Origin of the sequence: Chryseobacterium potabilaquae (genome assembly GCF_902728265.1) — a bacterium.
Classification (GTDB): Bacteria; Bacteroidota; Bacteroidia; order Flavobacteriales; family Weeksellaceae; genus Chryseobacterium; species Chryseobacterium potabilaquae.
Genome location: NZ_CACVBR010000005.1, coordinates 1 through 24879, shown reverse-complemented (window position 1 = coordinate 24879; position 24879 = coordinate 1). Strand labels below are relative to the sequence as shown.

At 32.1% G+C, this 24879-nt stretch carries 23 protein-coding genes and 1 pseudogene; 9 read left to right on the top strand and 15 right to left on the bottom strand.

The features are described 5' to 3' along the window. Positions 1-1074, top strand: coding sequence for a HEAT repeat domain-containing protein (locus tag CHRY9293_RS04420; protein WP_162031781.1), 1074 nt, complete (start codon positions 1-3; stop codon positions 1072-1074). Continuing rightward, positions 1068-4505: a sulfatase-like hydrolase/transferase gene (locus CHRY9293_RS04415; RefSeq protein ID WP_162031780.1), complete on the top strand. Its 3438-nt coding sequence runs from the start codon at positions 1068-1070 to the stop codon at positions 4503-4505. Before CHRY9293_RS04420 ends, CHRY9293_RS04415 begins: the two co-directional genes overlap by 7 nt. A gap of 79 nt (positions 4506-4584) precedes the next feature. On the opposite strand, the gene CHRY9293_RS04410 is transcribed toward CHRY9293_RS04415, so the two are convergent. From CHRY9293_RS04410 to CHRY9293_RS04400, 3 genes are all read right to left on the bottom strand, one after another. Further along, positions 4585-5241, bottom strand: a complete 657-nt coding sequence (locus CHRY9293_RS04410; RefSeq protein ID WP_162031779.1) for a porin family protein — start codon at positions 5239-5241, stop codon at positions 4585-4587. Positions 5242-5768: 527 nt separating this feature from the next. Next, entirely contained in the window at positions 5769-7004 is a 1236-nt protein-coding gene (locus tag CHRY9293_RS04405; RefSeq protein ID WP_162031778.1) for a YaiO family outer membrane beta-barrel protein, read from the bottom strand. Between the two features lie 185 nt (positions 7005-7189). Beyond that, complete coding sequence (locus tag CHRY9293_RS04400) at positions 7190-7489, bottom strand: rhodanese-like domain-containing protein (RefSeq protein WP_122637025.1); 300 nt, start codon at positions 7487-7489, stop codon at positions 7190-7192. Positions 7490-7597: 108 nt separating this feature from the next. Between CHRY9293_RS04400 and queG the strand changes: the two genes are divergently transcribed. Beyond that, entirely contained in the window at positions 7598-8524 is a 927-nt protein-coding gene (gene queG / locus CHRY9293_RS04395) for a tRNA epoxyqueuosine(34) reductase QueG (protein ID WP_162031777.1), read from the top strand. A gap of 79 nt (positions 8525-8603) precedes the next feature. Here queG and CHRY9293_RS04390 read toward each other — a convergent pair whose 3' ends face one another. From CHRY9293_RS04390 to CHRY9293_RS04375, 4 genes are all read right to left on the bottom strand, one after another. Beyond that, the gene (locus tag CHRY9293_RS04390) at positions 8604-10073 is read right to left on the bottom strand and encodes a TolC family protein (protein WP_162031776.1); all 1470 of its coding nucleotides are present in this window, start codon (positions 10071-10073) and stop codon (positions 8604-8606) included. After that, positions 10066-13230 (bottom strand): efflux RND transporter permease subunit, encoded by a 3165-nt coding sequence (locus CHRY9293_RS04385; protein WP_162031775.1) that lies wholly within the window; start codon positions 13228-13230, stop codon positions 10066-10068. The genes CHRY9293_RS04390 and CHRY9293_RS04385 overlap by 8 nt, the downstream gene beginning before the upstream one ends. Before the next feature lie 16 nt (positions 13231-13246). After that, positions 13247-14332: an efflux RND transporter periplasmic adaptor subunit gene (locus CHRY9293_RS04380; RefSeq protein ID WP_162031774.1), complete on the bottom strand. Its 1086-nt coding sequence runs from the start codon at positions 14330-14332 to the stop codon at positions 13247-13249. Positions 14333-14426: 94 nt separating this feature from the next. Then, positions 14427-14891, bottom strand: coding sequence for a hypothetical protein (locus tag CHRY9293_RS04375; protein WP_162031773.1), 465 nt, complete (start codon positions 14889-14891; stop codon positions 14427-14429). A gap of 561 nt (positions 14892-15452) precedes the next feature. On the opposite strand from CHRY9293_RS04375, the gene CHRY9293_RS04370 reads away from it, so the two are divergent. From CHRY9293_RS04370 to CHRY9293_RS04345, 6 genes are all read left to right on the top strand, one after another. Beyond that, positions 15453-16130: a TIGR02117 family protein gene (locus CHRY9293_RS04370; protein ID WP_162031772.1), complete on the top strand. Its 678-nt coding sequence runs from the start codon at positions 15453-15455 to the stop codon at positions 16128-16130. Between the two features lie 4 nt (positions 16131-16134). After that, a complete protein-coding gene (locus CHRY9293_RS04365; protein WP_162031771.1) occupies positions 16135-16779 on the top strand; it encodes a murein L,D-transpeptidase catalytic domain-containing protein in 645 nt (214 codons plus the stop codon). 135 nt (positions 16780-16914) lie between these two features. Beyond that, complete coding sequence (locus tag CHRY9293_RS04360; protein ID WP_162031770.1) at positions 16915-17379, top strand: SRPBCC family protein; 465 nt, start codon at positions 16915-16917, stop codon at positions 17377-17379. 2 nt (positions 17380-17381) lie between these two features. Next, positions 17382-18668 carry a cryptochrome/photolyase family protein gene (locus tag CHRY9293_RS04355; protein ID WP_162031769.1) on the top strand — a complete coding sequence of 429 codons (1287 nt, stop codon included), beginning with the start codon at positions 17382-17384 and terminating at the stop codon, positions 18666-18668. Between the two features lie 334 nt (positions 18669-19002). Then, positions 19003-19512, top strand: a complete 510-nt coding sequence (locus CHRY9293_RS04350; protein ID WP_228442128.1) for a CinA family protein — start codon at positions 19003-19005, stop codon at positions 19510-19512. A gap of 51 nt (positions 19513-19563) precedes the next feature. Beyond that, entirely contained in the window at positions 19564-20394 is an 831-nt protein-coding gene (locus CHRY9293_RS04345) for a hypothetical protein (RefSeq protein ID WP_162031768.1), read from the top strand. 175 nt (positions 20395-20569) lie between these two features. Here CHRY9293_RS04345 and CHRY9293_RS04340 read toward each other — a convergent pair whose 3' ends face one another. From CHRY9293_RS04340 to CHRY9293_RS04305, 8 genes and pseudogenes are all read right to left on the bottom strand, one after another. After that, positions 20570-21022, bottom strand: a complete 453-nt coding sequence (locus CHRY9293_RS04340; RefSeq protein WP_162031767.1) for a hypothetical protein — start codon at positions 21020-21022, stop codon at positions 20570-20572. 283 nt (positions 21023-21305) lie between these two features. Then, on the bottom strand, positions 21306-21923 hold the full coding sequence (locus CHRY9293_RS04335) for a hypothetical protein (protein ID WP_162031766.1): 618 nt from the start codon (positions 21921-21923) through the stop codon (positions 21306-21308). A gap of 236 nt (positions 21924-22159) precedes the next feature. Continuing rightward, positions 22160-22450: pseudogene (locus CHRY9293_RS04330) on the bottom strand (hypothetical protein); the annotation flags it as partial. A gap of 287 nt (positions 22451-22737) precedes the next feature. Continuing rightward, positions 22738-23301, bottom strand: coding sequence for a hypothetical protein (locus tag CHRY9293_RS04325; RefSeq protein ID WP_162031765.1), 564 nt, complete (start codon positions 23299-23301; stop codon positions 22738-22740). Positions 23302-23319: 18 nt separating this feature from the next. Further along, positions 23320-23580 carry an RHS repeat-associated core domain-containing protein gene (locus tag CHRY9293_RS04320; protein ID WP_162031764.1) on the bottom strand — a complete coding sequence of 87 codons (261 nt, stop codon included), beginning with the start codon at positions 23578-23580 and terminating at the stop codon, positions 23320-23322. A 68-nt stretch (positions 23581-23648) separates the two neighbouring features. Continuing rightward, positions 23649-24335 (bottom strand): hypothetical protein, encoded by a 687-nt coding sequence (locus tag CHRY9293_RS04315; RefSeq protein ID WP_162031763.1) that lies wholly within the window; start codon positions 24333-24335, stop codon positions 23649-23651. A 5-nt stretch (positions 24336-24340) separates the two neighbouring features. Beyond that, a complete protein-coding gene (locus CHRY9293_RS04310) occupies positions 24341-24670 on the bottom strand; it encodes a hypothetical protein (protein WP_162031762.1) in 330 nt (109 codons plus the stop codon). A 12-nt stretch (positions 24671-24682) separates the two neighbouring features. Then, a partial coding sequence (locus CHRY9293_RS04305; protein ID WP_162031761.1) for a hypothetical protein occupies positions 24683-24879 on the bottom strand: 197 nt, incomplete at its 5' end.

Sequence of the window (24879 nt, the reverse complement as noted above, 5' to 3'; positions counted from 1 at the left end):
ATGATATTAATTTTTATCGCTTCTGTTCATTTTCTATTTCTAGCTTTTTTAGGAATGCTATCATTAGTATTACTATTGATCATAATAGTACTTTCTTATGGCTTCTCCCAATATACAGAATCTGTTCGGATTTTTAAATGGTCAGAAATTATTAATAAGAAAATCCTGGAAATTATTGTGTATGATAAGGAGGATTTACCTTCTAATGACACTTTTTCTGCATTTTCCCATGACTCTTCATTTAGAAATCTTTTTTTGACGAAATTAATCAATTCGGAAAGAAAGTTTTCGGGTGTTGCAAAAGATAAAATAAGGGATTTATTCCAAGAATATAAGTTAGAAAATGAGGCATTTAAAAAACTGGACAAGAAAAATGTATATTTAGTTTCCGGAGGTATACAGGAACTTACAGCCATGAATGTGAAAAAGGCGGTTCCAAAAATTTCTTCGTTTTTAACATTTCCCTTTGCTCAGGTATATCAGGAGGCTCAATATGCGATGGTATATTTTAAGGGTTTTGAGGGGTTGTTTTTTTTAGATACCACAACCACTAAAATCTCAGAATGGCAACAATTACGCTTACTACTTTCTATTTCTGATATTCCTGAAAATCATTATGATGATATGGAAAGGTGGCTTGAAAGTACCAATGATTCAGTTGTTATTTTCACTCTGCGATTATTGAGAAAATTTCAAATATTGTCTTTTTATTCTGTCATTGACAAGCTACTCGATCACCCTTCTGTTGAAGTAAAAATACAAGTCGTACAAACTTTACTCTCTTTAGAAAATGCTTCAACAATTCAATATCTGGTTGAGGTTTATCCCACTCAAGAAGTGGAAATACAGCTTGAAATTCTCAAAGCAATGAAAATTTCTAAAGACCAATGTTGTATTAGCTTCTTAAAAAAGGAATTATGGGAAAACCCTCATATAGGTATAAAGGTTGGTGCAGCTGAAGCTCTTTTTTCATTAGGGCATCAAGAATATTTATTAGAAATGGTCAAAGATGAATCTTTATCAGAAGAATTAATTCAAATCATTAAATACGCATTGCAGGAAAAAGTATGTTAGAGTTTTCGCATATTGTTTATGAAGTAGTCATATGGTTATTTTTACTATATGGCCTTGCTGTAGCAATTATTTATGGATGGGTAGGTATCTATGCATTAGGGGCGGTAATAAGGTATAAAAAAGAAAACATCTTTACCGATTATAGTATCATTGCATCCAATCCCAATGCTCCGGTTTTTAGTCTTATAGCTCCTGCGTATAATGAAGGGATGACCATTGTAGAAAATGTAAGATCCTTATTATCTCTTTACTATCATAATTTAGAGATCATTATTGTCAATGATGGGAGTAAAGATGATTCAATACAGAGATTGATTGAAGCTTATGATTTGGAATCTGTATCTTTTTTTGTGCAAGGGAAAATAGAAACAAAAAATGTAAAAGGAGTTTATAAAAGTAAAGATCCGGCATTTAAAAAACTGATTGTCGTTGATAAAGAAAATGGAGGGAAAGCAGATGCTCTAAATGTAGGGGTCAATATTTCTTCCGGAGAATATCTAGTTTGTATTGATGTAGACTGTATTCTTGAACAAGATGCTATTCTAAAATTGGCAAAACCTTTTTTACAACAAACTGAAAAAAAAATTATTGCATGTGGAGGGGTTATTCGTTTGGCCAATAATTGCCTTATTGAAAATGGAAAGGTTGTAAGTGTTAATATGCCTAAAACACTATTAGGTAAAACACAGGCCTTGGAGTATATAAGAGCGTTTGTATTAGGGCGCATGGCTTGGTCAAGGGCCTCGGGATTGATTTTAATATCAGGTGCTTTTGGGGTTTTTGACCGAAAAATTGTATTAGAATGTGGAGGATATGATAGAAATACGGTAGGAGAGGATATGGAATTGGTGGTGCGTATGCGAAAGTATATGGAGGAAAAGAATGAGCCTTACGATGTCCTTACGATCCCCGATCCTTTATGTTGGACAGAAGTGCCGGAGTCTAAAGATATTCTTAAGAAGCAACGAAACAGATGGATGAGGGGGACGATAGAAACACTTTGGAAACATCGAAAAATGATGTTTAATCCTAAGTATAGAAAATTAGGAATGATTAGTCTTCCTTATTGGTTCTTTTTTGAATTTTTGGGTCCGCTAGTAGAGTTCTTTGGTTATATTGTTTTCATTGTTTTTTTATTTTTAGGAATTATTAATTGGCAGTTTTTTGTTATTCTATGTGCTTTGGTGATTTCTACAGGGTTTCTTTTTTCTATTTATGGAATATTGGTAGACCTTATGAGCCATCAGGTATATACGAAACGAAAAGATTTTCTTACCTTAATTGGAACTGCATTTTTAGAACCTTTCTACTTTCATATTATTGTAGTAAAAGCTGGGGTTAAAGGATTTATAGATTACTTCAAAAAATCTCACAGTTGGGGTGAAATGACAAGACAGGGATTTAACCAAAGTAATCAGAATTTACCTTGGAAAAAGAGAATATGGGCTATACTTAAATTTCATATCGGTAGATATGGTGCTTTTGCATTAGTGTTCTTCACTCTTTTTTCCCTAGGTGTTATTGCAGAATGGTTATGGTATCGATATAATTTTTCAGACTTTCATAGTTCAATTATTGTGCAGAGTCTTTTATTGGGAAATCTGATATTTATATGCAGGCTTATATTTGGGATTGGAATTATTTATTTGATCGTTAATTTTATACAAGAGGGATGGGCAAAAATATTAGCCATTCTGTTAGGTCTATTAGTGGTTGTTTTACAATATGTTTTATTCCTTTATTTTTCTGAAACCCATAATGTATTAGGAGCTGATCTCTTATACTACAGTAAAGATGAAATGAAGCAGATTTTACAGGCCAGTGGAATGCTTAGTTTTAAAAATTTTGCTTTAATGGGGATTTTGATTACGGTTTCCTTTATTCCTTTTTGGTTAATAGGTAAATCTACCTTTAAGTCTCTTTATATGGGGGTAATATTTTTATGTATTGGCCTAATTGCTTTATTTATTCCTAAAAGTATTTTAAATACTAAAGGGTTATCTTCTGCTAATGAGTTTGATCAGAATGCCGCAAAAAGTAAATGGGACTATTTCTTTAATTCTAATGTGGATAATTTTATTAGTGAACATCCTGAAATAAATAAATTACTGGGAGGAGATGAGAGCTTTGCTAAGAATACTGAAATGCTGAATGAGGCATTTCCTTTTTGGAGAAAAGAAACTACCCAAGATTTTTTAGGGAATTATTTTATGCCATCTGAACAAGTGCCCAATCTTGTTTTTGTTGTATTAGAAGGTTTTGGACATGCATATACTTCGCCTAATGGGTATATTGGTAATTTTACCCCTTTTCTGGATTCTTTAGCAGGAAAAAGTCTGTATTGGGAAAATCATTTAAGCTCTGCGGGAAGAACATTTGGAGCATTGCCGTCCATTACGGGATCTTTACCATTTGGAAAGAATGGATTTTTAGAAATCGAAGAAACACCAGATAACTTCAATCTTTATAATGTATTGAAAGCAAATGGATTTGAAACCGGCTTTTATTACGGAGGACATATTTTATTTGATAGATATAAAGAGTTTTTAGAATATAGTAAAGTAGATAATATCATAGACCAAGCTTCATATGCACCACCTTATCTTAAACTTCCGGCAAAAAATGGGGAAAGTTGGGGATATGAAGACCAGGCTGTTTTAAAAAAAATGTTGGAGGTACAAAAAGTTCAGAGAACACCTTATTTTAATATAATTCTTACATTATCTACCCATAATCCATTTTTAATTAATAACAAGGAGCATTATGAAAAGTTATATAATCAAAGACTTGCTTCCAATATATTATCAGCAGAACAAAAAAAATGGGCATCAGAGCAAAAAGATCAATTAATTTCTGTTCTTAATGCAGATGATGCATTGAAAGGCTTTTTTGAAAATTATAATAAACGATCAGATTTTAATAATACGATATTTGTGATTACAGGAGACCATAGTATGCCGGAAATTACATTAGAAACTAAAATAGATCGATACCATGTCCCATTGTTAATATATTCTCCATTATTAAAAGAGTCTAAACGTTTCCATAAAATAGTCAGTCATTTTGATATCACGCCTTCTATTTTGGCTTTTTATAGGAAGAATTACCAAATACAGACACCTTCTACTGTAACGTGGGTAGGACGAGGTTTCTCACCGGATTCTGAGGTAAGTAAAGCAGGAATTCCTATGATGCAGAGTAAGAATCAGCTTATTGATTTTGTATACGACAAGTATTTCATACATGAAAAGCAATTATTTAGCCTACATAATTTAGAGGAAGAAGATAATGAGGATGCCACACTTTTTAAAAAGGTAAATGGGCGCTTTGATGAATACAAAAGTATGAACGCTCGATTCTTTTCTACGAAAAAATTAATGCCCGACTCTGTTATGGTAAACTTTATGAAAAAAACTAAACCAAAATTTTAACACTTTCTCCAAAAAATAAAGTAAGATAAACTAGCTCTATAGGCTGTAAATTTCTGAAATTTAGATGTTTTATGATTATTTATTTCAGCTTATTATCGTTCGATTTACGTCCAATTATATATCCTAATGTAATTTGGAAATTTCTGTTTTTTACATATTTTGTTGTATTCACAACATTTTGTAATCCTAGCTCATACTGTCCTTTAATATATATTCCCCAAGGACTTTCATATGCCATACCAAAGTTAAGACCATAGTCAAAATTTTTAACTTGTCTATCATTATTTCCAAATGCAATATCTCTTGTGGCTTTTAATACTTCTCCATTATTCATAGTTGTGGTGGTATGAACACTTCCGTTCAAAGGGACAGCCATATATCCTCCTGTTGATAATAATAAAGCTCCTGATTTATTTAAGCTGTATCTATACATTATATTTACAGGTAATTCTAAATAATTGATATTCTTTTTAACATTCACTGTTGATGTTGGCTTATCTAGTGTTTTTTGGGCTCCTTTTTGAGAAAAAAATAAACCAGGTTGTAAATAAAAATTATGATATAATGGTATATTAACAATTCCTCCTCCTTTAAATCCTAATTTATTAGATGATCCTTTGATTTCATCCGTATGTACATTCGAAATATTCATACCTATTTCGGGAGCAAATGTGATTTTTTGTGCTGTTACTACGAATGGTAACATAAAAATAAGAGTGAAAAAATAGTTTTTCATAATTTGTGTGTTTAAGTAATGATTAATAATAAGCTAACTTTTATTTTTCTCTACAGTTTTTTTAACTAGAGAAAGACCCATATCCTTGTAATTATATTTCAAGGAGTTGCTATTTGTTTGGGCAAAAGAACTGCAAAATTATGATGATGATTTATAAGAAACAAAAATAAAAGTTAGTAAATTTTTATTCTTAGTAAATAGATAGAAATGAGCTATTTTTTGTGAATTTTAAATTTAATAATAAATAAATTATAGAATTTTATTTGTATTTTATAAATTGGAATATGTGTTTTTAGAAACTTGTTTTTAAAGGATTGGATAAAATAAAAACAGTATTTTTGAGGAAAATTAACCTAAAATTCCCTATCTAATTTCAGTTCAATTATAGGTATTATAGATTATTTTTCAACAAACTAGGATCTTTCTTTTAAAAGTAATTTTGAAAAGTTTAAAAAGATATTTTTTACGGTGAAAATGCTAATTTCAAATATATTACTTAAATTTTATAAAAAAACTAACTCCCAATTTTAAAATTTCTTCGTGTAGCCAATAGTAATATCAAATTGATTTCCTCTTTCATGAGGCCGGAACTCCTGATTAAAATACATGGCGGATAAAGAAAATAGATTGGTTTTCTTTATAGAAAAATTATATTCACCCCCTACTTTAAATGTTTTCAGTTTGTAAGTTTCATTTTCTAGTAAATTGTTTCGATATTCCTCCGGGCTTATCCCCGTTCCAATTTGGAAAGCAAAATAATCTTGAGCACTTTTAGTATAATATCGCACGGTTCCTGTATAAGAATGAGATATATTTTTACTGTCTGGTGTGATATAAGTCCGTAAGTTAAACCAAAAGTTCTTATAATATTTCCCTACAGAAGCGGTATACATCCAAATATTATTACTAAAATAAAGTTGTCGATACCCTAATTCTGCTTCAAAGCTATGAGGAAGGTTAGCATTAAGGGAAACCCCGGTACGGTATTTTGGGAAAATGCCTACATCGTTGGAATATCCACCTCCTACATAAAGATAGAACATTTTTGAAATTTTAGGATAAGCTTCTAACTCTATTTGCGTTCCATTTTCTGCAAATTTATTGGCGTAATTACCTCTAAGAATGATAGAGCCTATTGGAGTTATTCTTTTATAGCTAAGACTTACAATATGCCAATCATTATCAAATTGTTTATCAAAATGAGTATAATTATACACGATATTTATGGCATTTTTTGAAGTAAGATCATTTATTCTTGCAGCAAGAGCCCTGGCTTCTGTATTTTTAGGATTAATTGCTAAAAGAGAGTTTATGGTACTTTCTGCCTCCTTATAATTCTCGCTACCATAATAAACTTTTGCTTTTAATAGCAGTAGAGATTCGGATTGAGGATGATATCCTAAACCTTTATCGAGAATTTCAATAGCTTTTGTATTTTGATCATTCCAGTATTCCAAAGATGCATAGGCAAGAAAGTAATCTTCATTTTGAACTTCTTTTTTTCCTAATTCTTCAAATAGGGTTCTTGCGGATGCTACATCATTATTCCAAGTATACACTCGACCCAAAAAAATAGAAATATCAGTATAATTAGGAGCCTTTTCCAATGCTTGTTTTGCAAGGCTGATAGAAGTAGCATAATCCTTCTGGTCAAATGCTGCTGTGCGGGCTTTGAGAAATAGTTCATCAGCACTTAATGTTTCCTGGCTATATATCGTGAATGGAAATACTAACAATAACAAAAAGCTAAGGTATGTTTTCATTGAATATTTAAATATTAAAGTGAAGACTAATGTTTTGTGAAATCTATTTATCTAATAACAACAAATATATTGAACTTTTACATCTTAAACCAGAGATTATATTATTCAAAGCCTATTTTTTAACATTTTTTTTAATTAACTTCAATATAAAGGGAAAAATATATTCCTCCATAAAAAAAGGAACTTTAAAAAGTTCCTTGATTTGCTTCTATAGTTGCTTTTAAATCAGCCCATCCGCCGCCGTTATATCCATCTTTTAAGCCTTGAGAGTTTAAGTACTCTAAAGCTTTTCCACTTCGATTTCCACTTCTGCAGAAGATGATAACAGGTTTTTCAAGGGATAAAATTTCATCTTTTCTATCTTCTACTTCACCTAAAGGAATATTTTTAGCGCCTTCTATATTTCCGTCCATTTCCAATTCCATGGGTTCACGAACGTCAATTAATTCATAATTTTTTGATTGCAATACTTCTGTTAAAGACATAGTTAATGTTTTTGATATTAAAACTATTAATTAAGGATGTAAGAAATATTTTCAAACATCTAAATCTTAACAAATTTATAAAATTATCTTAGTTTTGCAAGATAAATTATGGATTCAAAAGCGGAAAAATATACACAATTGATTAAAACCAAAGCACAACGTTTTGGATTTCAAAGCTGTGGTATTTCTAAAGCTGATTTTTTAGAGGAAGATGCCAGGCCTTTGGAAAAGTGGTTAAAAAATAATTTTCATGGAGAAATGAAATATATGGAGAATCATTTTGATAAAAGATTAGATCCAAGACTTTTAGTGGAAGGTTCGCAATCTGTAATTTCTCTTTCTTATAATTATTTTCCTAAAAATGAAATTTCAACATTAGACAATTTTAAAATTTCAAAGTATGCTTATGCAGAAGATTATCATGATGTGATTAAGGAAATTCTTCGAGAAATGGTTACAGAGCTTCAAAATGAGATTGGAGAATTTAGTTTCAGAGTTTTTGTAGATTCTGCTCCTGTTTTAGAAAGAAGTTGGGCTAGAAAGTCAGGAATAGGATGGGTAGGTAAGAATGCCAATCTAATTACAAAACAAAGTGGATCATTTTATTTTTTAGCGGAAATTATTTGCGATTTACCATTAGTTTCAGATTACGAAACAACAGATCATTGTGGAACTTGTAGAAAATGTATAGATGCTTGTCCCACTGATGCTATTGTTTCTGATAAAGTGATTGATGGAAGTAAGTGTATTTCTTATGCCACAATAGAATTGAAAAATGAGATTCCCGACTCCTTTAAAAATAAAATGGAAGACTGGATGTTTGGTTGTGATATTTGTCAAGATGTATGTCCATGGAATCGTTTCTCAACACCCAATCTTCAAAATCGATTTACTCCAAATGATTCTTTGAAAAACTTGAGAAAAAGTGAATGGAAAGAATTAACCCAAGAGCTATTCTCAGAAATTTTTAAAAAATCTCCAGTGAAACGAACTAAATTTGCGGGATTGAAAAGAAATATTAAGTTTTTAAGTTAATTTTACTAAGTAGTACATAGAAAGGGAGCCTATCTTTCGATAAGCCCCCTTTTGAAAAAAATATATTAAACAAACAGCTTTATTTTTTTATAATATTGGGAGGAGTGAGAGGATTTTGATCCCAGCCTCCACCTAAGGCTCTGTATATGGCTACACTTGCTTTGAGTTGATTAACTTTCTTTTCTACAAGTTCAAATTTGGATTCCAATGCATCACGTTGTGTTAAAAGAACCTCCATATAATCTGCGCGGGCATATTTAAATAAATCGTTAGAAATATCGATTGACTTTGTCAGTGCATCGACTTCCTGAGATTTTATTTCAAAACTACTTTCCAGATTATGAATTTTAGAAAGTTGGTTGGCTACTTCAATATAAGCTCCTAAAATGGTTTGTTCATAATGATAAACAGCTTGTATTTGCTTTGCATTCGCATTTTTATAAGCAGCTTTAATAGCATTTCTATTAATTAATGGGGCAGTAAGCTCTCCTGCTAAAGAAAACAAGAATGCTTCCGGTTTAACAATATAAGATGGGTTGAAAGCCTGGAGTCCTACGTCAGCGGAAATATCAAGAGAAGGGTAGAATCTTGCCTTTGCTGATTTAATATCCAGCTTGGAAGCCGCAAGCTCATATTCAGCCTGCTTAATATCCGGACGGTTTTCCAAAAGTTCGGATGGAACTCCAGCATATACCGTTGGAGGAACCAGTGTATCAAAAGAATTTTGGCTTCTTTCTACAGGTTGGGGAAATCTTCCCACCAGATAATTGACTCTGTTTTCTGTTTCTACAATCTTTTGCTTGATATCATATTGCATCCCTTGGGTTTTAAGAACTTGTGCCTGAAATCTCTTTACAGCAAGTTCATTAGATCGGGCAAATTGTTTTAAGACTTTTACGACATCCAATGCGTCATTTTGGATTTTGATGTTTTGATTGAGAATAATAAGTTCATTGTCCAGTGCAAGCAATTCATAATATGAATCTGCAATTTCTGAAATAAGATGGGTCTCCATAAAGTTTTTCCCTTCTACACTGGCTAAATATCGTTGTACTTGAGCTCTGGTTGCATTATGAAGCTTCCCCCAAATATCGGTTTCCCATTTTGCCTGTGCTCCTACTCCAAAATCAAACAGAGGATCAGGCATTTCTTTTCCTGGTTCTATGTCGGTATTAGCTTCCATAGCTCCAATATTAGTATAGCGACTCACTTTATCGACTCCCGCTCCTGCTTTTAAACCTACAGAAGGTAAATATTCTCCTTTACGTGCTTTTATCTCATTCTTTGACATTTCAATTTCTTGAAGAACGATATTAAGCTCTTGGTTGTTTTGAAGAGCTTGATTAATGAGATTTTGGAGGTTAGGGTCGCTAAAGTATTCATTCCACTTCAGTTTTCCTGTGTTGGAAGTATTACTTTCTTCAGATCCATATTTCTCAGGAACTGTTTTGTTTTCGGTACGTTGTTCTATTTCTATGGGTTTGCAGGCTGCAAGGCTCAATAATACGAACGCCATACCTGTATAGTGATATATTTTAATTTTATTCATAATGTATCATGTCTTCGCTTAATGGTGATTCATCTTCCTCTTTAATCATTTTTTTACCGTCAGACCATTTGGCAAATATGTAATAAAGCCCCGGAATAATAATGACTCCAAATAAAGTTCCTACTAACATGCCTCCTAAGGCAGAGGCACCAATGGTATGATTTCCGATAGCACCTGCTCCTCTTGCGAAAATGAGAGGAACTAAACCGGCAATAAATGCAAATGAAGTCATCAAAATTGGTCTGAAACGAGCTTTTGATCCTTCTATAGCTGCTTCCAGTATGGAATCTCCGGCTAGACGTCTTTTTATGGCAAATTCTACAATAAGCACCGCATTTTTGCCGAGTAATCCAATGATCATGATGAGTCCTACCTGTGCATAAATATCATTTTCAAGCCCCATTGCTTTTAATAGTAAGAAAGAACCGAATACTCCAACAGGTAGTGAGCACAATACTGCAAAAGGAATCACGAAACTTTCATACTGAGCTGCTAACACAAGATAAACGAATACAAGCACTACTAGAAAAACATATATGGCTTCGTTACCCCTTTGTGATTCATCATACGATAAACCTTCCCAAGCTACTTTATATCCATGAGGTAACGTTTTTATTGCAGTTTCATTGATTGCCTGAATGGCGTCTGCTGTTGTATATCCAGCAGCCGGAAGACCACGAACCGCTGCAGAATTGTACATATTATAGCGGGTAATTTCATTAGGACCCTGTGTCTTTTTTAAGGTCATAAAAGCAGAATAAGGAACCATTTCGTCACGATCATTCTTTACATATAATCCCATAATATCTGATGGAAGTCTCCTGAATTCGGGCGATGATTGTACATATACTTTAAAAAATTGCCCGAAGCGGATGAACCCCTGTTCATAGGTACTACCAATTAAGATGTTAAGATTCTCCATTGCTTTTCCAATAGAAACTCCTTTTTGCATGGCCGCATTATTGTCAAATACCAATTCGTATTGAGGATAATTGGCTGCGAAGAACGTGAAGACCCCGGTGAGCTCTTTGCGTTTTTTCAGATTAGCAATAAATTCTTTATTTACCTTGTCGAAATCCTGATAATTGGTGGTTCTATTGAGGTCTAATAATCTCATAGAAAAACCACCGGAGGATCCGAAACCAGGTACAGCAGGAGGTTCAAAGAATTCAATGGTGGCACCAAGATCTTTTGATTTTTCTTCCAGTTCTTTCATGATTTCTTTTACAGAATGTTCACGATCATTCCAATTTTTAAGATTGATTAGGCATGTTCCTGCATTGGAACCACGCCCTTCCGTCATGATTTCATAACCTGCAAGGGATGAAACGGATTCTACGCCCTCAACTCCTTGGCAGATTTTTTGTAAAGTTCGGGATACTTTGTTAGTCTGTTCCAGAGTAGAGCCGGGAGGAGTCTGTATAATGGCATAAATAGTTCCTTGATCTTCATTAGGAATAAAACCACCCGGAAGTACTTTGTTAATGACAAAAATTCCTGCACAAAAGGCAATTAGGATTCCCCAGGTTACCATTTTTTTACTTACAATTTTTCTGAGGAAAGAGGCATATCGGCCTGTTATTTTATCAAAATTTTTATTAAATACATCCAGAGATTTTGTAAGGATATTTGATTTTTTAGGTTTTCCATGGTTATTTTTTAATAACATCGCTGCCAAAACAGGAGTCAGTGTAAGCGCTACAATTGCCGAAATAACAATGGAGCTTGCCATCGTAATAGAAAATTGTCTATAGAAAGTTCCTACAGGCCCAGTCATAAATGAAATGGGAATAAATACAGCAACCATTACGGCGGTGATGGCAATAATAGCTCCTGCAATTTCGGCCATTACTTCTTTTACTGCTTTATAGGGAGAAATACTACTATTTTCCTCCATTTTTGCGTGAACAGCTTCTATTACAACGATCGCATTATCCACCACAATTCCGATTGCTAATACTAAAGCAAAGAGGGTGACAAGATTGATGGATAAGCCGAAGATTTGTATTACAAAGAAGGTTCCTATCAATGAAACCGGAACAGCAATAATTGGAATTAATGTAGATCGCCAATCTCCAAGGAAAATAAAAACAACTATGGCAACTAGAATGAAAGCGTCCCTTAATGTATGCATTACTTGTTCTATGGAAGCATCAAGAAACTGTGAAACATCATAGCTGATTTTATAATCAATACCAGGAGGGAAATTACCTTTCATCTCTTCCAGTTTTGCTTTTACATCTTTGATGACATCATTTGCATTACTTCCATAATTTTGTTTCAAAACAATAGATGCAGAAGGATGCCCATCAAGATTGGAATAAATATCAAAAAATTCACTCCCTAATTCTACTTTTGCAATATCTTTTAATTTAATATTTTCTCCTTCAGCATTGGAACGAACGATAATGTTTTCGTATTCTTCAGGTTTATTATATTGGCCTTTATAGGTCAGTACATATTCTAAAGATTGGGCAGCAATACCTGAACTTTGACCAATTCTTCCCGGACGACCAATGATACTTTGTTCACCAATTGCTTTCATGACTTCATCAACAGAGATATCATAAGCACGCATACGATCAGGATTTAACCAAATACGCATGGCATATCTTCTACTTCCTAAAATTTGAGATTTAGCAATACCATGAATACGGTTGATTTCCGGAATAATATTTACTGTGGCATAGTTGTAAAGAAACTTCTCATCCATGCTTTTATCTGTACTGTAAAGATTGACATACATCAACATACTAGGTTGAATAGGGTTTACTACAACTCCTTCTTTCTGTACGAGTTCCGGAAGTAGTGGCATGACCTGATCCACTCTTGTTTTTACTAATACCACAGCTTCATTGGGATTAGTCCCAGGATCAAAAACAACATTTACAGTGGCTTCTCCTGCACTGGTAGCATCGGTAGTGATATATCGCATTCCCTGAACACCATTTATGGCATTCTCAAGAGTGATCAATGATGACTTTACCAATACATCGGCACTCGCGCCGGGATAGGCAATAGAAACAGCAACGGTGGTAGGGGCAATTTTAGGGAACTGTTCCGTGGGGAGCTGTTTAATAGCTAACCCTCCTATGAATAATATGACAACCGATATAACGATAGCGAATACCGGTCGGTGGATTACTTTTTTAAACATAATTCTGCTTTTTTAATTACTCTGCATATAGATCCAGGTTCGACATCACTTTTTCAGGGCTTTGAAAACGAGCATTAATTTTCTGGTTTTCTTTTACCATTCTGAGACCATCAAGAAGAATTTTATCCCCTTTAGCAAGTCCTGATGCAACGACATAAATATGGGGTAATTCAGCAGCAATTTTTATCTCTCTTGCTTTTACTTTATTATCTTTTGTGATAACATATACATATTTTTTTTCTAACTCTTCAAAAGTAGCTTTTTGGGGGATCATCATGGCATTTGAATAAGGGGCAGTAATGATGATGTTTCCGGTTTCTCCATATCGGAGAAGCCCATTGGGATTTGGAAATGTAGCACGATAGGCAATATTTCCTGTTTCATTATTAAAATCGGACTCTATGGTTTCTACAACCCCATCCTGAGTAAACATTTTTCCGTTGGCCATTCTTAAATGAACATGCAGGGGATCATTTTCTTTTTTATTACTCATCTGGTCAAGATATTCAGATTCCGGGACATTGAAATATACCCACATTTTACTATTGTCAGAAAGTTCTGTAATTAGCTCGCCGTCATCTACTAAACTTCCTTTTCTTACGTGAAGATGTCCTACGATACCATTGAATGGAGCTCGGATTTCGGTGAATTTTAAATGGGTATTCATAGAAGAGAGTTCGGCTTGGGCCTTCTCATATTTTGCTTTCGCCATAGCCATTTCCTGTGGTGCTACAATATCTTTTTCGGATAATTTTTTAGTGTTCTGATATTCAATTTCTTCATATTTAACTTCTGCTTTTGCTCGATTAACATCAGACTCGTATAGATTAGGCATGATTTTAAATAATAACTGTCCTTTCTGAACATATTGTCCTTCATCCACATAAATTGATTGAATATATCCTTTTTCTTGTGCGCGGAGTTCAATATGGTTAATAGAGCGAATTTGTGCCACATAATCTTTGTCGATAATAGTATCTTTAATGATTGGGCTAGTAATGTTAAAAGTAGCTGCTTCTGTTTCCTCTTTCTTTTCAGAATGACAGCTTATGCACAAGAGAATAAGGCATAGGTTTATATACATGAGACTTTTCTTGACCATGATTGTAGTATTTATAATATTTTTTTAGAAAATAATGTTTCTGCTTTCTATGAGAATTATGAAAGCTTTAAGAGTTTAAAAAATAATATAGGAATCACAGTCTGATAACCCTGTATTGTATATACAAGTTATCCTGATGGGGTTTTAGATATTCTGAATGAGCGAGTGAAACTGCACTTTGCTTACTATGATAGATGGTAACAAAGTCTGAAATAAATCGCCATAATTCTTCCCGAAGAGTTATGAGTATTTCAGTAGAACCGGATGATTCAACATTTTCATTTTCGTTATCATTTTCATTCTCGGAGAGGCTAGCTCTCAGTTTATGATAAAAAGGATGGGAAATGTTGTACTGATCTTGAGCTTCATTATCTTTATTTTTAAGGAAAGCAAACGATTTTTCTATTTGCTTATTTTGTTTGGTAATAAATGTAAAGCTCTGAAGAGTAGATTCAGTATTGGTAGAGAGATATTGTTGTATTTGTCCGGAATACAAACCTAAAATGGTCAGTAAAACGAACAATAAACTAAATAGATATTGGCTAAATCTTCTTAACATCCAATAGCAAATGTAGCTAAACTTAAAAAGTAAGACAAAAAGTTCAGCTTAAAAAAAAGTTAAAAATTATAAACAACGTAAATGTTATTTAATCAATTCATTATAATTTTACAATTAGAATGATGCCGCTGAATTCTTTAGTATGGAGAGACTATAATAATGGATGATAAGATTTGTTTGAGATAGATGTTCATTTTTTTGGTGACAAACCCTCTTTTGGAATTTTCACTTTCCAAAGGTAGAGAGGGTAAATAACCGGTCCTTAAATCATGTGTTTTAAGGAAGGAAGATTATATAAAAGTAAAAGTGTAGAAAAGTCTTTCTTGCAAATAAAAATTGACTTTCAGGAGATTTAAAACCTCACAGAAAATCAACGTTTTTTTTGAACTCTTTTAGGAGCAACTTTTACTCTTATTTTAAATCTTTTTTGAGTTTTGCTAGTTTTGTGCATATTTCTTATTAATTGATACTTAAATTTAATTATTTTTTGAATAAAAACCAATACTTTTAGGTGAAAAATGTACATTAAATTCTGTTAACTTTAAACCAAATATTCGAGCTGTGAAAAAGATGGGAATTCTCGTGTTAAAAATATTAGGAATGATATTGGGAATCATTATATTATATATAATTTTAGGTTTCTTTATTCCTTTTATTCAGGTTTCTGAAAAATCCGATGGTCAGAAAAAAGAAATTCCTATTTATATTTATACCAATGGTGTTCATACGGACATTGTAATGCCTGTAAAAAATGATTTGCAGGATTGGAGTTTAAAAATTCCTTTTTCCAATACTATTTCAAAAAGAACAACCTATAAATTCATTGGAATTGGATGGGGAGATAAAGGATTTTATCTTGATACACCGACTTGGGCTGATTTGAAATTTTCTACCGCCATCAAAGCAGCATTTTGGATGAGTGAATCTGCAATGCATTGTACCTATTATGAAACAATAAGTAAAGGAGATGATTGTAAGGAAATTATGATTAGCAGAGAACAATATAAAAAACTTGTTAAATTTATAGAAGACAAATTTGATACAGATCAGAACGGAAAATGTATTTTGATTCCTACGAATGCTGTGTATGGAGATAATGATGCTTTTTATGATGCTAAAGGCAAGTATAGCTTTCTTAATACATGTAATACGTGGGCAAATAATGGGCTAAAAGCTGCAGGTCAAAAAGCCGCTTTGTGGACTCCTTCTGATTATGGGATTTTTTTACATTATAAATAAATTGATGAGAAAGTTAATTGTAATTGTTATTTTTCTTTTGTTATCATGTAAAACAGAGACAAAGAAAGAGGATAAAGAAATAATACGGACAGTTATAGTAAAAAGTAACACTCCCGGAATCAACCTTTTAAAGACAAGAGAAAAAGCAGCTGAAGCTCTCCAATTTTGTATTACCCAAAATTTTAATACAGATTTCTGTATTTTAATTGATATGAGCCTTCATTCAGGAATTTATAGGTTAGTTATATGGGATTTTAAGAAAAATACGATTACAAAAAAATATTTGGTAGGACATGGATGTGGAGAAAATGAATGGAGTAAGGACTATTCAAAAGATCAACCTAAATTTAGTAATGAAGATGGAAGCCATTTATCTTCTTTAGGGAAATATAAGGTACAGGAAAGAGGTCCTAGTGCATGGGGAATTAATGTGAAATATATTATGGAAGGATTAGAAGAGTCTAATAATAATGCGGTGAAAAGGTATATTGTTTTCCACTCTTGGGATATGATGAGTGATTCTGAGACTTTTCCAATCGGCTCTCCTGAAGGGTGGGGATGTCCCACAGTTTCTAACAATGCAATGAAAGTAATTGATCCCATGCTTCAAAATTCCAAAAAACCTGTGTTAATGTGGATTTATGATTGAAAGTTACCAATGATTTTTCAATATATTTAAAATTGGACGTAACTTTGTAAGCGAATATGTTGAAAGCAAGGGCAATTGTTCTAGTATTTCGATGCCAAGAAGCTATAGTAAAAAAATCACATCACACTCAATATTATGAAGTACAGACTATTTCGTGAACAACAACTTAATTGCGATATAGACACGGCTTGGACATTTTTTTCTGCCGCTCATAACCTTTCTAAGATTACTCCTAAAGAAATGAAGTTTGTCGTGTTGACAACATTCGAAAATGATCATATTTATGAAGGAATGATTATTGACTACTATATATCTCCATTATTAGGCATAAAAATGAAGTGGCAAACTGAAATCTTACAAGTTGATTTTCAAAAAAGTTTTATAGATTTTCAGAAGAAAGGCCCCTATAAGCTATGGCGTCATCATCATGAATTTATTCCAAACGAGAAAGGGGTTTTAATGAAAGATACAGTAGATTATGAATTACCTATGGGGATCGTGGGACAAATTGTGCATGGCCTTTTAGTGAAGAAAAAAGTGGAGGGAATTTTCGATTATCGATATGGAATATTGGAAACGCTTTTTAATAAAAAAGATTAGTAATGAAAAAGATCAATATTTTTTGGTTTCGAAGAGATATAAGGTTATGTGATAATTCGGGTCTCCATCATGCTTTACAATCCGGTTTGCCGGTGTTGCCTATTTTTATTTTCGATACAGAAATTCTGAGTAAACTTGAAAATAAATCAGATAGGAGAGTGGATTATTTTCATCAAGCTTTACATGATATTCATGAAAAACTCCAAAAGCATAAAAGTGGGATCGATTTTTATATGGGTACTCCATTGGAAGTTTTTGAGCAACTCATTAAAAAATATGAAATCAATACAGTTTTTTGGAATAATGATTATGAACCACAAGCTATCAAGAGAGATACGACCATTGCTCACTTCCTAAAAAAGAATAAGATTAATTTTCACCATTATAAAGATCAGGCAATTTTTGAAAAAAATGAAGTGGTAAAAAAGGATGGTTTGCCTTATACGGTATATACTCCTTATTCAAACAAATGGAAGGAGAATCTAAAGAATATTGAAATTATAAATTTTAAAATTGATTTTTCAGGCTTTTTGTCATTTTCTGCTAAACGAATTCCTAGCCTCGAAAGTCTAGGTTTCAAAAAGACCGGAACCCAATATACTCCGCCCGTTTTATCCGACTCCATTATTACTACTTATGATCTGTATAGGGATTTTCCGAGTATGGATCATACCACCCATTTAGGAGTAGCACTCCGTTTTGGGACAATTTCTATTCGAGAATGTGTTCAATATGCTTTATTACACAATAATACTTGGTTGAATGAATTGATTTGGAGAGAATTTTTTATGCAGATTCTTTTTCACTTTCCCCGAGTGGTTCATCATTGCTTCAAGGAGAAATATGAAAATATAGAATGGAGAAATGATGACAAAGAATTTAGATTATGGTGTGAAGGAAAGACAGGATATCCAATAGTGGATGCTGGAATGAGGGAACTGAATGAAACAGGATTTATGCATAATAGAGTAAGAATGATTGTGGCCAGTTTTCTAACAAAGCATTTATTGATTGATTGGAGATGGGGTGAAGCCTATTTTGCTGAAAAACTATTGGATTATGATCTTTCAGCAAATAATGGTAATTGGCAGTGGGCAGCAGGCTGTGGCTGTGATGCGGCCCCTTATTTTAGAGTGTTTAATCCTTACGAACAGACTAAAAAATTTGATAAAGATTTAAAGTATATTAAAAAATGGCTATCAAAAGATGATTTTACTATTCTACCTGTTGTGGAACATGCTTTTGCAAGGAAAAGAGCGTTGGAAGTTTACAGTAAGGCAGTTAAGTAATGCCATTTTTATGATCTAAGTCATAATCTTCATGAGTGTGGCTAATTAACCCTTATCTTCAGAGATTTCCATTTAAAAGAAAGTTTTTGTTTTTAAATCATTATTGTGTGATAAAAACTACACGAAATTGAATTTTATTATAGTAAATTTGTACCGAATTTGTATTCCGAAGTAACCCTATTCTAAGGATTTATCATTTTTTGTTTGTTACGCCAGCTAAGTCTATGACCATTTAATGGGATAGAGTAGGAGATGTTTTGTTAGATAGATATTGAGAGAGGGTAATATTTCAGTTTTCTTCTTAAAAATTAATATAAAACCAATCATTTAAAATATGAATAGCATAGAACTTCAAAAAAAATTGCTGGAATATATTAGTAAATCACTAATGTCTACGGATGAAACTATTTCTATTGTGGAAAGTGTTACTTCCGGATGTCTTCAACTTGCTTTTTCACAAATGCCGAATGCTTCTTTATTTTATAAAGGAGGAATGACTGCATATACTATTCTTGAGAAAGTACGATTACTGAATGTAGATAGAGAAGAAGCGGAAGAATGTAATTGCGTTTCTGAAAATATTACAGAAGTAATGGCTTTGAATGTAGCTAAACTCTTTGAATCTGATTGGTCTATTGCTACTACAGGATATTGTCTTCCTATCCGAAATTCTGAATATAAAATTTTTGCCTATTTTTCTTTTGCTTATAAAGGTGAAGTGATTCTTACAAAAAAATTGGAATTGCATCCCAAGACCCAGGCTTTAAATGCACAATTGTATTATACTGAATTCATTTTAGGATGTTTTAAAAGTGAAATCAATAAGATGTTAATTTTAAAATAATTATAAGGCACGAAATTAGCATTCTTTGATTGGTATAAAATACAAATACAAGTGAAAGAAATTAAAGAAATACAATATGCGAATCTCGCATTAGCACAATATTACCGTTGGTATCAGGTATATGAAGTTCCCTTTACTGATGCAAGAATTGAAAACCAAAAAGATATTTTGGATGAAGATATAGAAATCAATTCATTATCAGGTATTTCAAAAGGTAAAGCAGATCTGAAAGAACGCATATCCGTTTTTGACGGCTGGAAAAATGCTCATCATGTACAACGTACTCAAGTGAGTAATATATCGGACAAAATGCTATCGCTGGAAGCTGATATTGTTTATCAGAATATTCGTCCCGATCAAACCAAACTTAGCTATACATTACATTATTCCACCGAACTCAAATTAAGAGAGGGTGATTTACCAGTTTTTACGAAGGTGGGCATACATCCAACCGGAGAAATAAAAGAATTTGAATTTGAAGAAGCCTATACGGAAAATAGAGCCAAGTCATTCATACACTATTGGTTATATTGTATGGATACTTGTAACGATACGAATATGGATCGTTTTAAAGAGTTGCTAGCAAATCAACTTATTATATATGGAGTAAGTACCGAATCCATTATAGACTCTCCAGATCAGCTTAAAAAATGGATTTTGTCCATAACTTCCGGAATGGATGCAGGAGCTCATACACCTAGGAACTTGGTGTGCAAGAGTAATGAAGATGGAACTATTTCAGTAAGTGTTGATCTTGAAAGGCTATCGATATCAAAAGATAATAAAACTCTAACCGAACAAAGTCATCATGAATGGGTATTAGAAAATAACTTGGATGAACGGTTTGCAAGGATTCGTTCTATAAAAATTACTAAGGTTTAAATAGTAGTTGTATAAATGATTTTTCTGATTCCAACCGGAAAGTCAATCCGCGACATTCAAAAACTAAAAGAGAACGACAGACAGCACGTCTTCGCTCTCCTTGATGCATTTCTAAAGCAAACTAAATTGCAATTGATAATGTAAAAACTCCGCTCGATTGAGTGGAGTTTTTGTTTTACAGTTGAATAAATTCGTAATTTGATTGCTTTGTTTTTATAAAATTGAGCAAATTTTTATCCAAGCAAGATATTTCCCAAAAACCACTATCGAAATAAGTAATGGTAAGAAATATATTGTTATACAAAAATGAATCATCCTTTATTTTAGATTTCTCAAAATTAGTGACCTCCTTATCTATTAATAATAATAAATCATATATCTGAAACAATTTTGAAATGCTTTTTTGTACCTGATTAGAATTAAGTATCAAACCTTTTCCACTCTCATTTATTGAATTTAGAAAATCAATAAATGAGCCTTTAAAGTTTTCCTTTGGACTACCATCGAAGAAAGATATTGAATAATGATATTCTTTAATAGCAGGATTAAACTCAGCTATATTGCCAAGAATATTTACAAGCTCTGGAATCTCTTCCATATTACGACTTTGAATTCTTAATAATTGCATCAGTTAAAATAGCTTAAACGTACATTTCCCAAATGATCTGTATAATTGTAAATATACTTATTTTATGGAAAGTATTTATAATATGAAAAATTCCATATATGATCCATAAAAAATCCGAATAAAAAATGTATTCCTCCGGATTTATTTAAATATTGTTTAATTATCGTCAACCTATTTCAGGATGAGATGTATTTATATTATAAAACAACCCCATCGCAATTGCGATGGGGTTGGCGTTGGCGTTTTATAGCGTAAAGTCAAGAGACTTTGCGCAGCAGGTGGATTATTCTCTATCCTGATAATTCTCTGTCAATTCGTTATAGTCAGCTTTAAGCTCATTATCAAAATTTAACATATCATCTAATATATTTACCTGTTGTTCAATAGAGGTAAATATATCTGAATTATCTCCAAAAGAATTCAAAAATTTTTCTTTCATTTCCAAAGATATGAATCCCACAATCGAAATTTCCCACTCTCTTGAACCTATAATCGCCCAATCATCTGAATGAGAAAAGCATGATATTTCATTTGAGTTGATACCAATAGCATCTGCGGTGTTTACACCAGGGTCTTTATACACAATACTATTAAAATCATTGTAATTTTTATTTGTTTCTAATTCAAAAACACTATACTTATTAAAATGTATAAAAAAATAGTCTTCAGGTGAAGGATCAATTGTATAGAAAAATAACTTCCCATTTTTAATTTTATTTAAAAAAGATATTGTTCCTTCAAAAAATATCTCTTCAAAAATATAGTCAAAATCAAAAGCTATAAAGTACTTAAAGTTATTATTAAAAGAGTTTTTTTCAAATGAAATATAATCAGGAAATAACTTTTTTATTTTCGATTTATAATTTTCAAACTCTTTTCTATCAGTTACAAAATTTTCCATATTTATGGTTTTAATCGTATTTTAATCAGTCTGCGAAACCAGCAAAGCTGCCATAGCCAAACTACCAGGACCAGAATCACTGGTTTTAGCTTTTCCAGTAAAAACAACCTCTTAAATTACAGCTTCTTTTTCTTTATTAGGAAGGATTTTTATTTCTGTAACACCTTCTGGACAATCAGGAGGACATACTCCCTCTTTTCCCTCCATACCTGTTGGATCATTAAATGAAATTGGGTGTAGCTATAAGCTTCGTGTGTATACTGGGCTCTAGGGTCAACCACGCCCCATCTACCAATATCCGGTATATAGAATCTTGCTCCGTAGTCGTACATTCTCGTTTCCTGAAGCTCTTTATTATTGTACTTATATCGATAACTCGAATTCCCATTTAGTATATTATATCCTTGATGTTTCAATCCAAAAGGATAATAATTGTTTTCTTCAAGAACTTCTACTCCTGATCCATTGTTAAAATAGCTTAAACGCACATTTCCCAAATGGTCTGTATAATTGTAAATATACTTATTTTATGGAAAGTATTTATAATCTGAAAAACACCATATATGATCCATAAAAAATCCAAAGAAAAATGTATTCCTCTGGATTTATTTAAATATTGTTTAATTATCGTCAACCTATTTTAGAATGCCCCCAGAGATTGTCCGATTTAGAAAATATACAAAACTAAGATAAAACACATATTCTGTATGTTCTTGACAACTTTATTAAAACTGTGAAACTTAAAAATATTATTGCTCTATAAAACACAAAAACCTCACTTTTGCGAGGTTTTTGTGTTTTTATCTATCACGGATTACAAATCTGGTGACATCGGGTTATTTTGTTTGATATTGCATTTAGGACATTCAATAACTCCATCATTATTTTTTATTTCCCAAGCTTCATCACAATTATAACATATTACCCAATTATCTCCAGCAAGAATAGCATTTTGCAATTGATTATTAGGATACTCATTATCAATTAAATTTTGATATTTTTTAAAAATCACATTAGCATCGCCAATATTATCCATCATTTCTTCTTCAAAATATTTATTATTTTTCCATTCCTTAAAGGCTATTAAGTTAGGAAATATAATTTCTACAGGATAATTTTCTTTTCCGATAAAACCATCCCAATACTTTGACATCCTATTATCTGTGACCTGAAAAAATTCTGAAGGATAATTATGGGGGTAAATATTACCACTTTCATCTAAAATAAAAAAATTGATTCTACCTGCTTTTGTATATTCTATTGCATAAACTGTATATTCTCGATCAATTATTAGAGGAAAACGGTCATATGGTAATTGCCAATTTATTTTATATTTTATTTTTTCTGGATTATCTATTTTGATATACCTAATTTTCATTTTAAAAATTTCTAATTATTACGGATAACGATGTCCTCTACTTTTGGCGTTTGTATCATCTTTAGGAAGGATTTTTATTTCTGTAACACCTTCTGGACAATCAGGAGGACATACTCCCTCTTTTCCCTCCATACCTGTTGGATCATTAAATGAAATTAGGTTATTCCAAACGTAGCTATAAGTTTCGTGTGTATACTGGGTTCTAGGGTCAACTACGCCCCATCTTCCAATATCCGGCATATAGAACCTTGCTCCATAATCATAAACCTCACACAGCAAAAGCTGTGTTTTTTTATCTGCTCAAAGTCGGGAAACTTTGCACAATGGGGGAGGGAGATAAATTCAAATTATATATTGATAACTTGTTTAAAAGAAGTTTGCATTTTTTCCTTTGAAGGCAGCAAATCTTTTATTTTTTCAATTTTTCTATATGTTTTAAAACTACACTCATATGCACCTCCTTTTTCAACATTTTCTTCAACATAAGACACATCTTCGATACCTATATATTTAAGATTAGTATAATACATTTTGTCAAGTTTATATAATACTATTTTTTTCATAAAAGCTTCTGTTTCGCAAAATTTTCTAACTTTTATTTTAGCATTTTTTAGGTTGTCTGCAAAAATTGGAGTAAGGCAAGATATTGATAATTTATCACCAGTATTTTTATCATGATAGAAATATATTAAACTAAATAAGAACCATTTTTCTTTCTGTTTATTTTCTTGAAAATTATATGTATATTTCTTTTGTTTCAATAAGAGTTTTTTTGCTTCTTTTATTTTTGTTATTTCATCAATATAGCTTTTACCTAGTATTTCTTTTTCTCCAAATAACCCTGATACATAAAAAACATCTTCAATACCAACATATTCAAGGGTTTTATTTAAGAATGTAATTTTTTTTATTTTAGTCTGTAAATCGTCCCAATCTTTAATTTCTAAAACATAGGATTTTAAAAACGAAGTATAGCTACTTTTCCTCTTAGAATAAAAAAGTAATGTTATACCTATATTTTTTTTATTTTTCATATGGTCTACTTATATTTTTTAAAACCGGGTTTTTGTCTATTTTTAGTACTTTCACGACCAGATCTTGGTTTAGTGTGTTTATCAACTTTTGACCCTCGTCCTTTTATATCTTCACCGTCCCCTCCATGCTTAACATCTTTTTGTCTAGCAGATTCTTTTCCTCTTTTTGCTTTAGCAAAATTATCCATCCATTTTTCTTGTGGAATTGACGCATCAAAAGGCTTCATAATACCACTACCATCTACGGGAACACCATTAATGTCTGTTTCCTGCTCTACATTTGGGAATATCTCAAATGTTTTAAGAGTTGTTTCTTCATTGCTATATAAATCCATGAGCGAGGAATATTACCATATTTTAATTATTCCTTTCTGTTTTCCCATTCCTTCTATTTCAATCCTAATGGTATCTTTTAAATACGGTTGTTTTAAATATCCCCAAACTACATCACAACTATCTAATTTTTTTTTGTCATCCGAAAAAATATCTAATGAAATAGAATCATTCTTATTTCTCTCATAACTTAAATTATAAGGATAATGTG

Bases quoted from the DNA above. Each gene is read 5' to 3' on its own strand.
- CHRY9293_RS04420 (WP_162031781.1), top strand. From the start codon at position 1: ATGATATTAATTTTTATCGCTTCTGTTCATTTTCTATTTCTAGCTTTT.
- CHRY9293_RS04415 (WP_162031780.1), top strand. From the start codon at position 1,068: ATGTTAGAGTTTTCGCATATTGTTTATGAAGTAGTCATATGGTTATTT.
- CHRY9293_RS04410 (WP_162031779.1), bottom strand. From the start codon at position 5,241: ATGAAAAACTATTTTTTCACTCTTATTTTTATGTTACCATTCGTAGTA.
- CHRY9293_RS04405 (WP_162031778.1), bottom strand. From the start codon at position 7,004: ATGAAAACATACCTTAGCTTTTTGTTATTGTTAGTATTTCCATTCACG.
- CHRY9293_RS04400 (WP_122637025.1), bottom strand. From the start codon at position 7,489: ATGTCTTTAACAGAAGTATTGCAATCAAAAAATTATGAATTAATTGAC.
- queG (WP_162031777.1), top strand. From the start codon at position 7,598: ATGGATTCAAAAGCGGAAAAATATACACAATTGATTAAAACCAAAGCA.
- CHRY9293_RS04390 (WP_162031776.1), bottom strand. From the start codon at position 10,073: ATGAATAAAATTAAAATATATCACTATACAGGTATGGCGTTCGTATTA.
- CHRY9293_RS04385 (WP_162031775.1), bottom strand. From the start codon at position 13,230: ATGTTTAAAAAAGTAATCCACCGACCGGTATTCGCTATCGTTATATCG.
- CHRY9293_RS04380 (WP_162031774.1), bottom strand. From the start codon at position 14,332: ATGGTCAAGAAAAGTCTCATGTATATAAACCTATGCCTTATTCTCTTG.
- CHRY9293_RS04375 (WP_162031773.1), bottom strand. From the start codon at position 14,891: ATGTTAAGAAGATTTAGCCAATATCTATTTAGTTTATTGTTCGTTTTA.
- CHRY9293_RS04365 (WP_162031771.1), top strand. From the start codon at position 16,135: ATGAGAAAGTTAATTGTAATTGTTATTTTTCTTTTGTTATCATGTAAA.
- CHRY9293_RS04360 (WP_162031770.1), top strand. From the start codon at position 16,915: ATGAAGTACAGACTATTTCGTGAACAACAACTTAATTGCGATATAGAC.
- CHRY9293_RS04355 (WP_162031769.1), top strand. From the start codon at position 17,382: ATGAAAAAGATCAATATTTTTTGGTTTCGAAGAGATATAAGGTTATGT.
- CHRY9293_RS04350 (WP_228442128.1), top strand. From the start codon at position 19,003: ATGAATAGCATAGAACTTCAAAAAAAATTGCTGGAATATATTAGTAAA.
- CHRY9293_RS04340 (WP_162031767.1), bottom strand. From the start codon at position 21,022: ATGCAATTATTAAGAATTCAAAGTCGTAATATGGAAGAGATTCCAGAG.
- CHRY9293_RS04335 (WP_162031766.1), bottom strand. From the start codon at position 21,923: ATGGAAAATTTTGTAACTGATAGAAAAGAGTTTGAAAATTATAAATCG.
- CHRY9293_RS04325 (WP_162031765.1), bottom strand. From the start codon at position 23,301: ATGAAAATTAGGTATATCAAAATAGATAATCCAGAAAAAATAAAATAT.
- CHRY9293_RS04315 (WP_162031763.1), bottom strand. From the start codon at position 24,335: ATGAAAAATAAAAAAAATATAGGTATAACATTACTTTTTTATTCTAAG.
- CHRY9293_RS04310 (WP_162031762.1), bottom strand. From the start codon at position 24,670: ATGGATTTATATAGCAATGAAGAAACAACTCTTAAAACATTTGAGATA.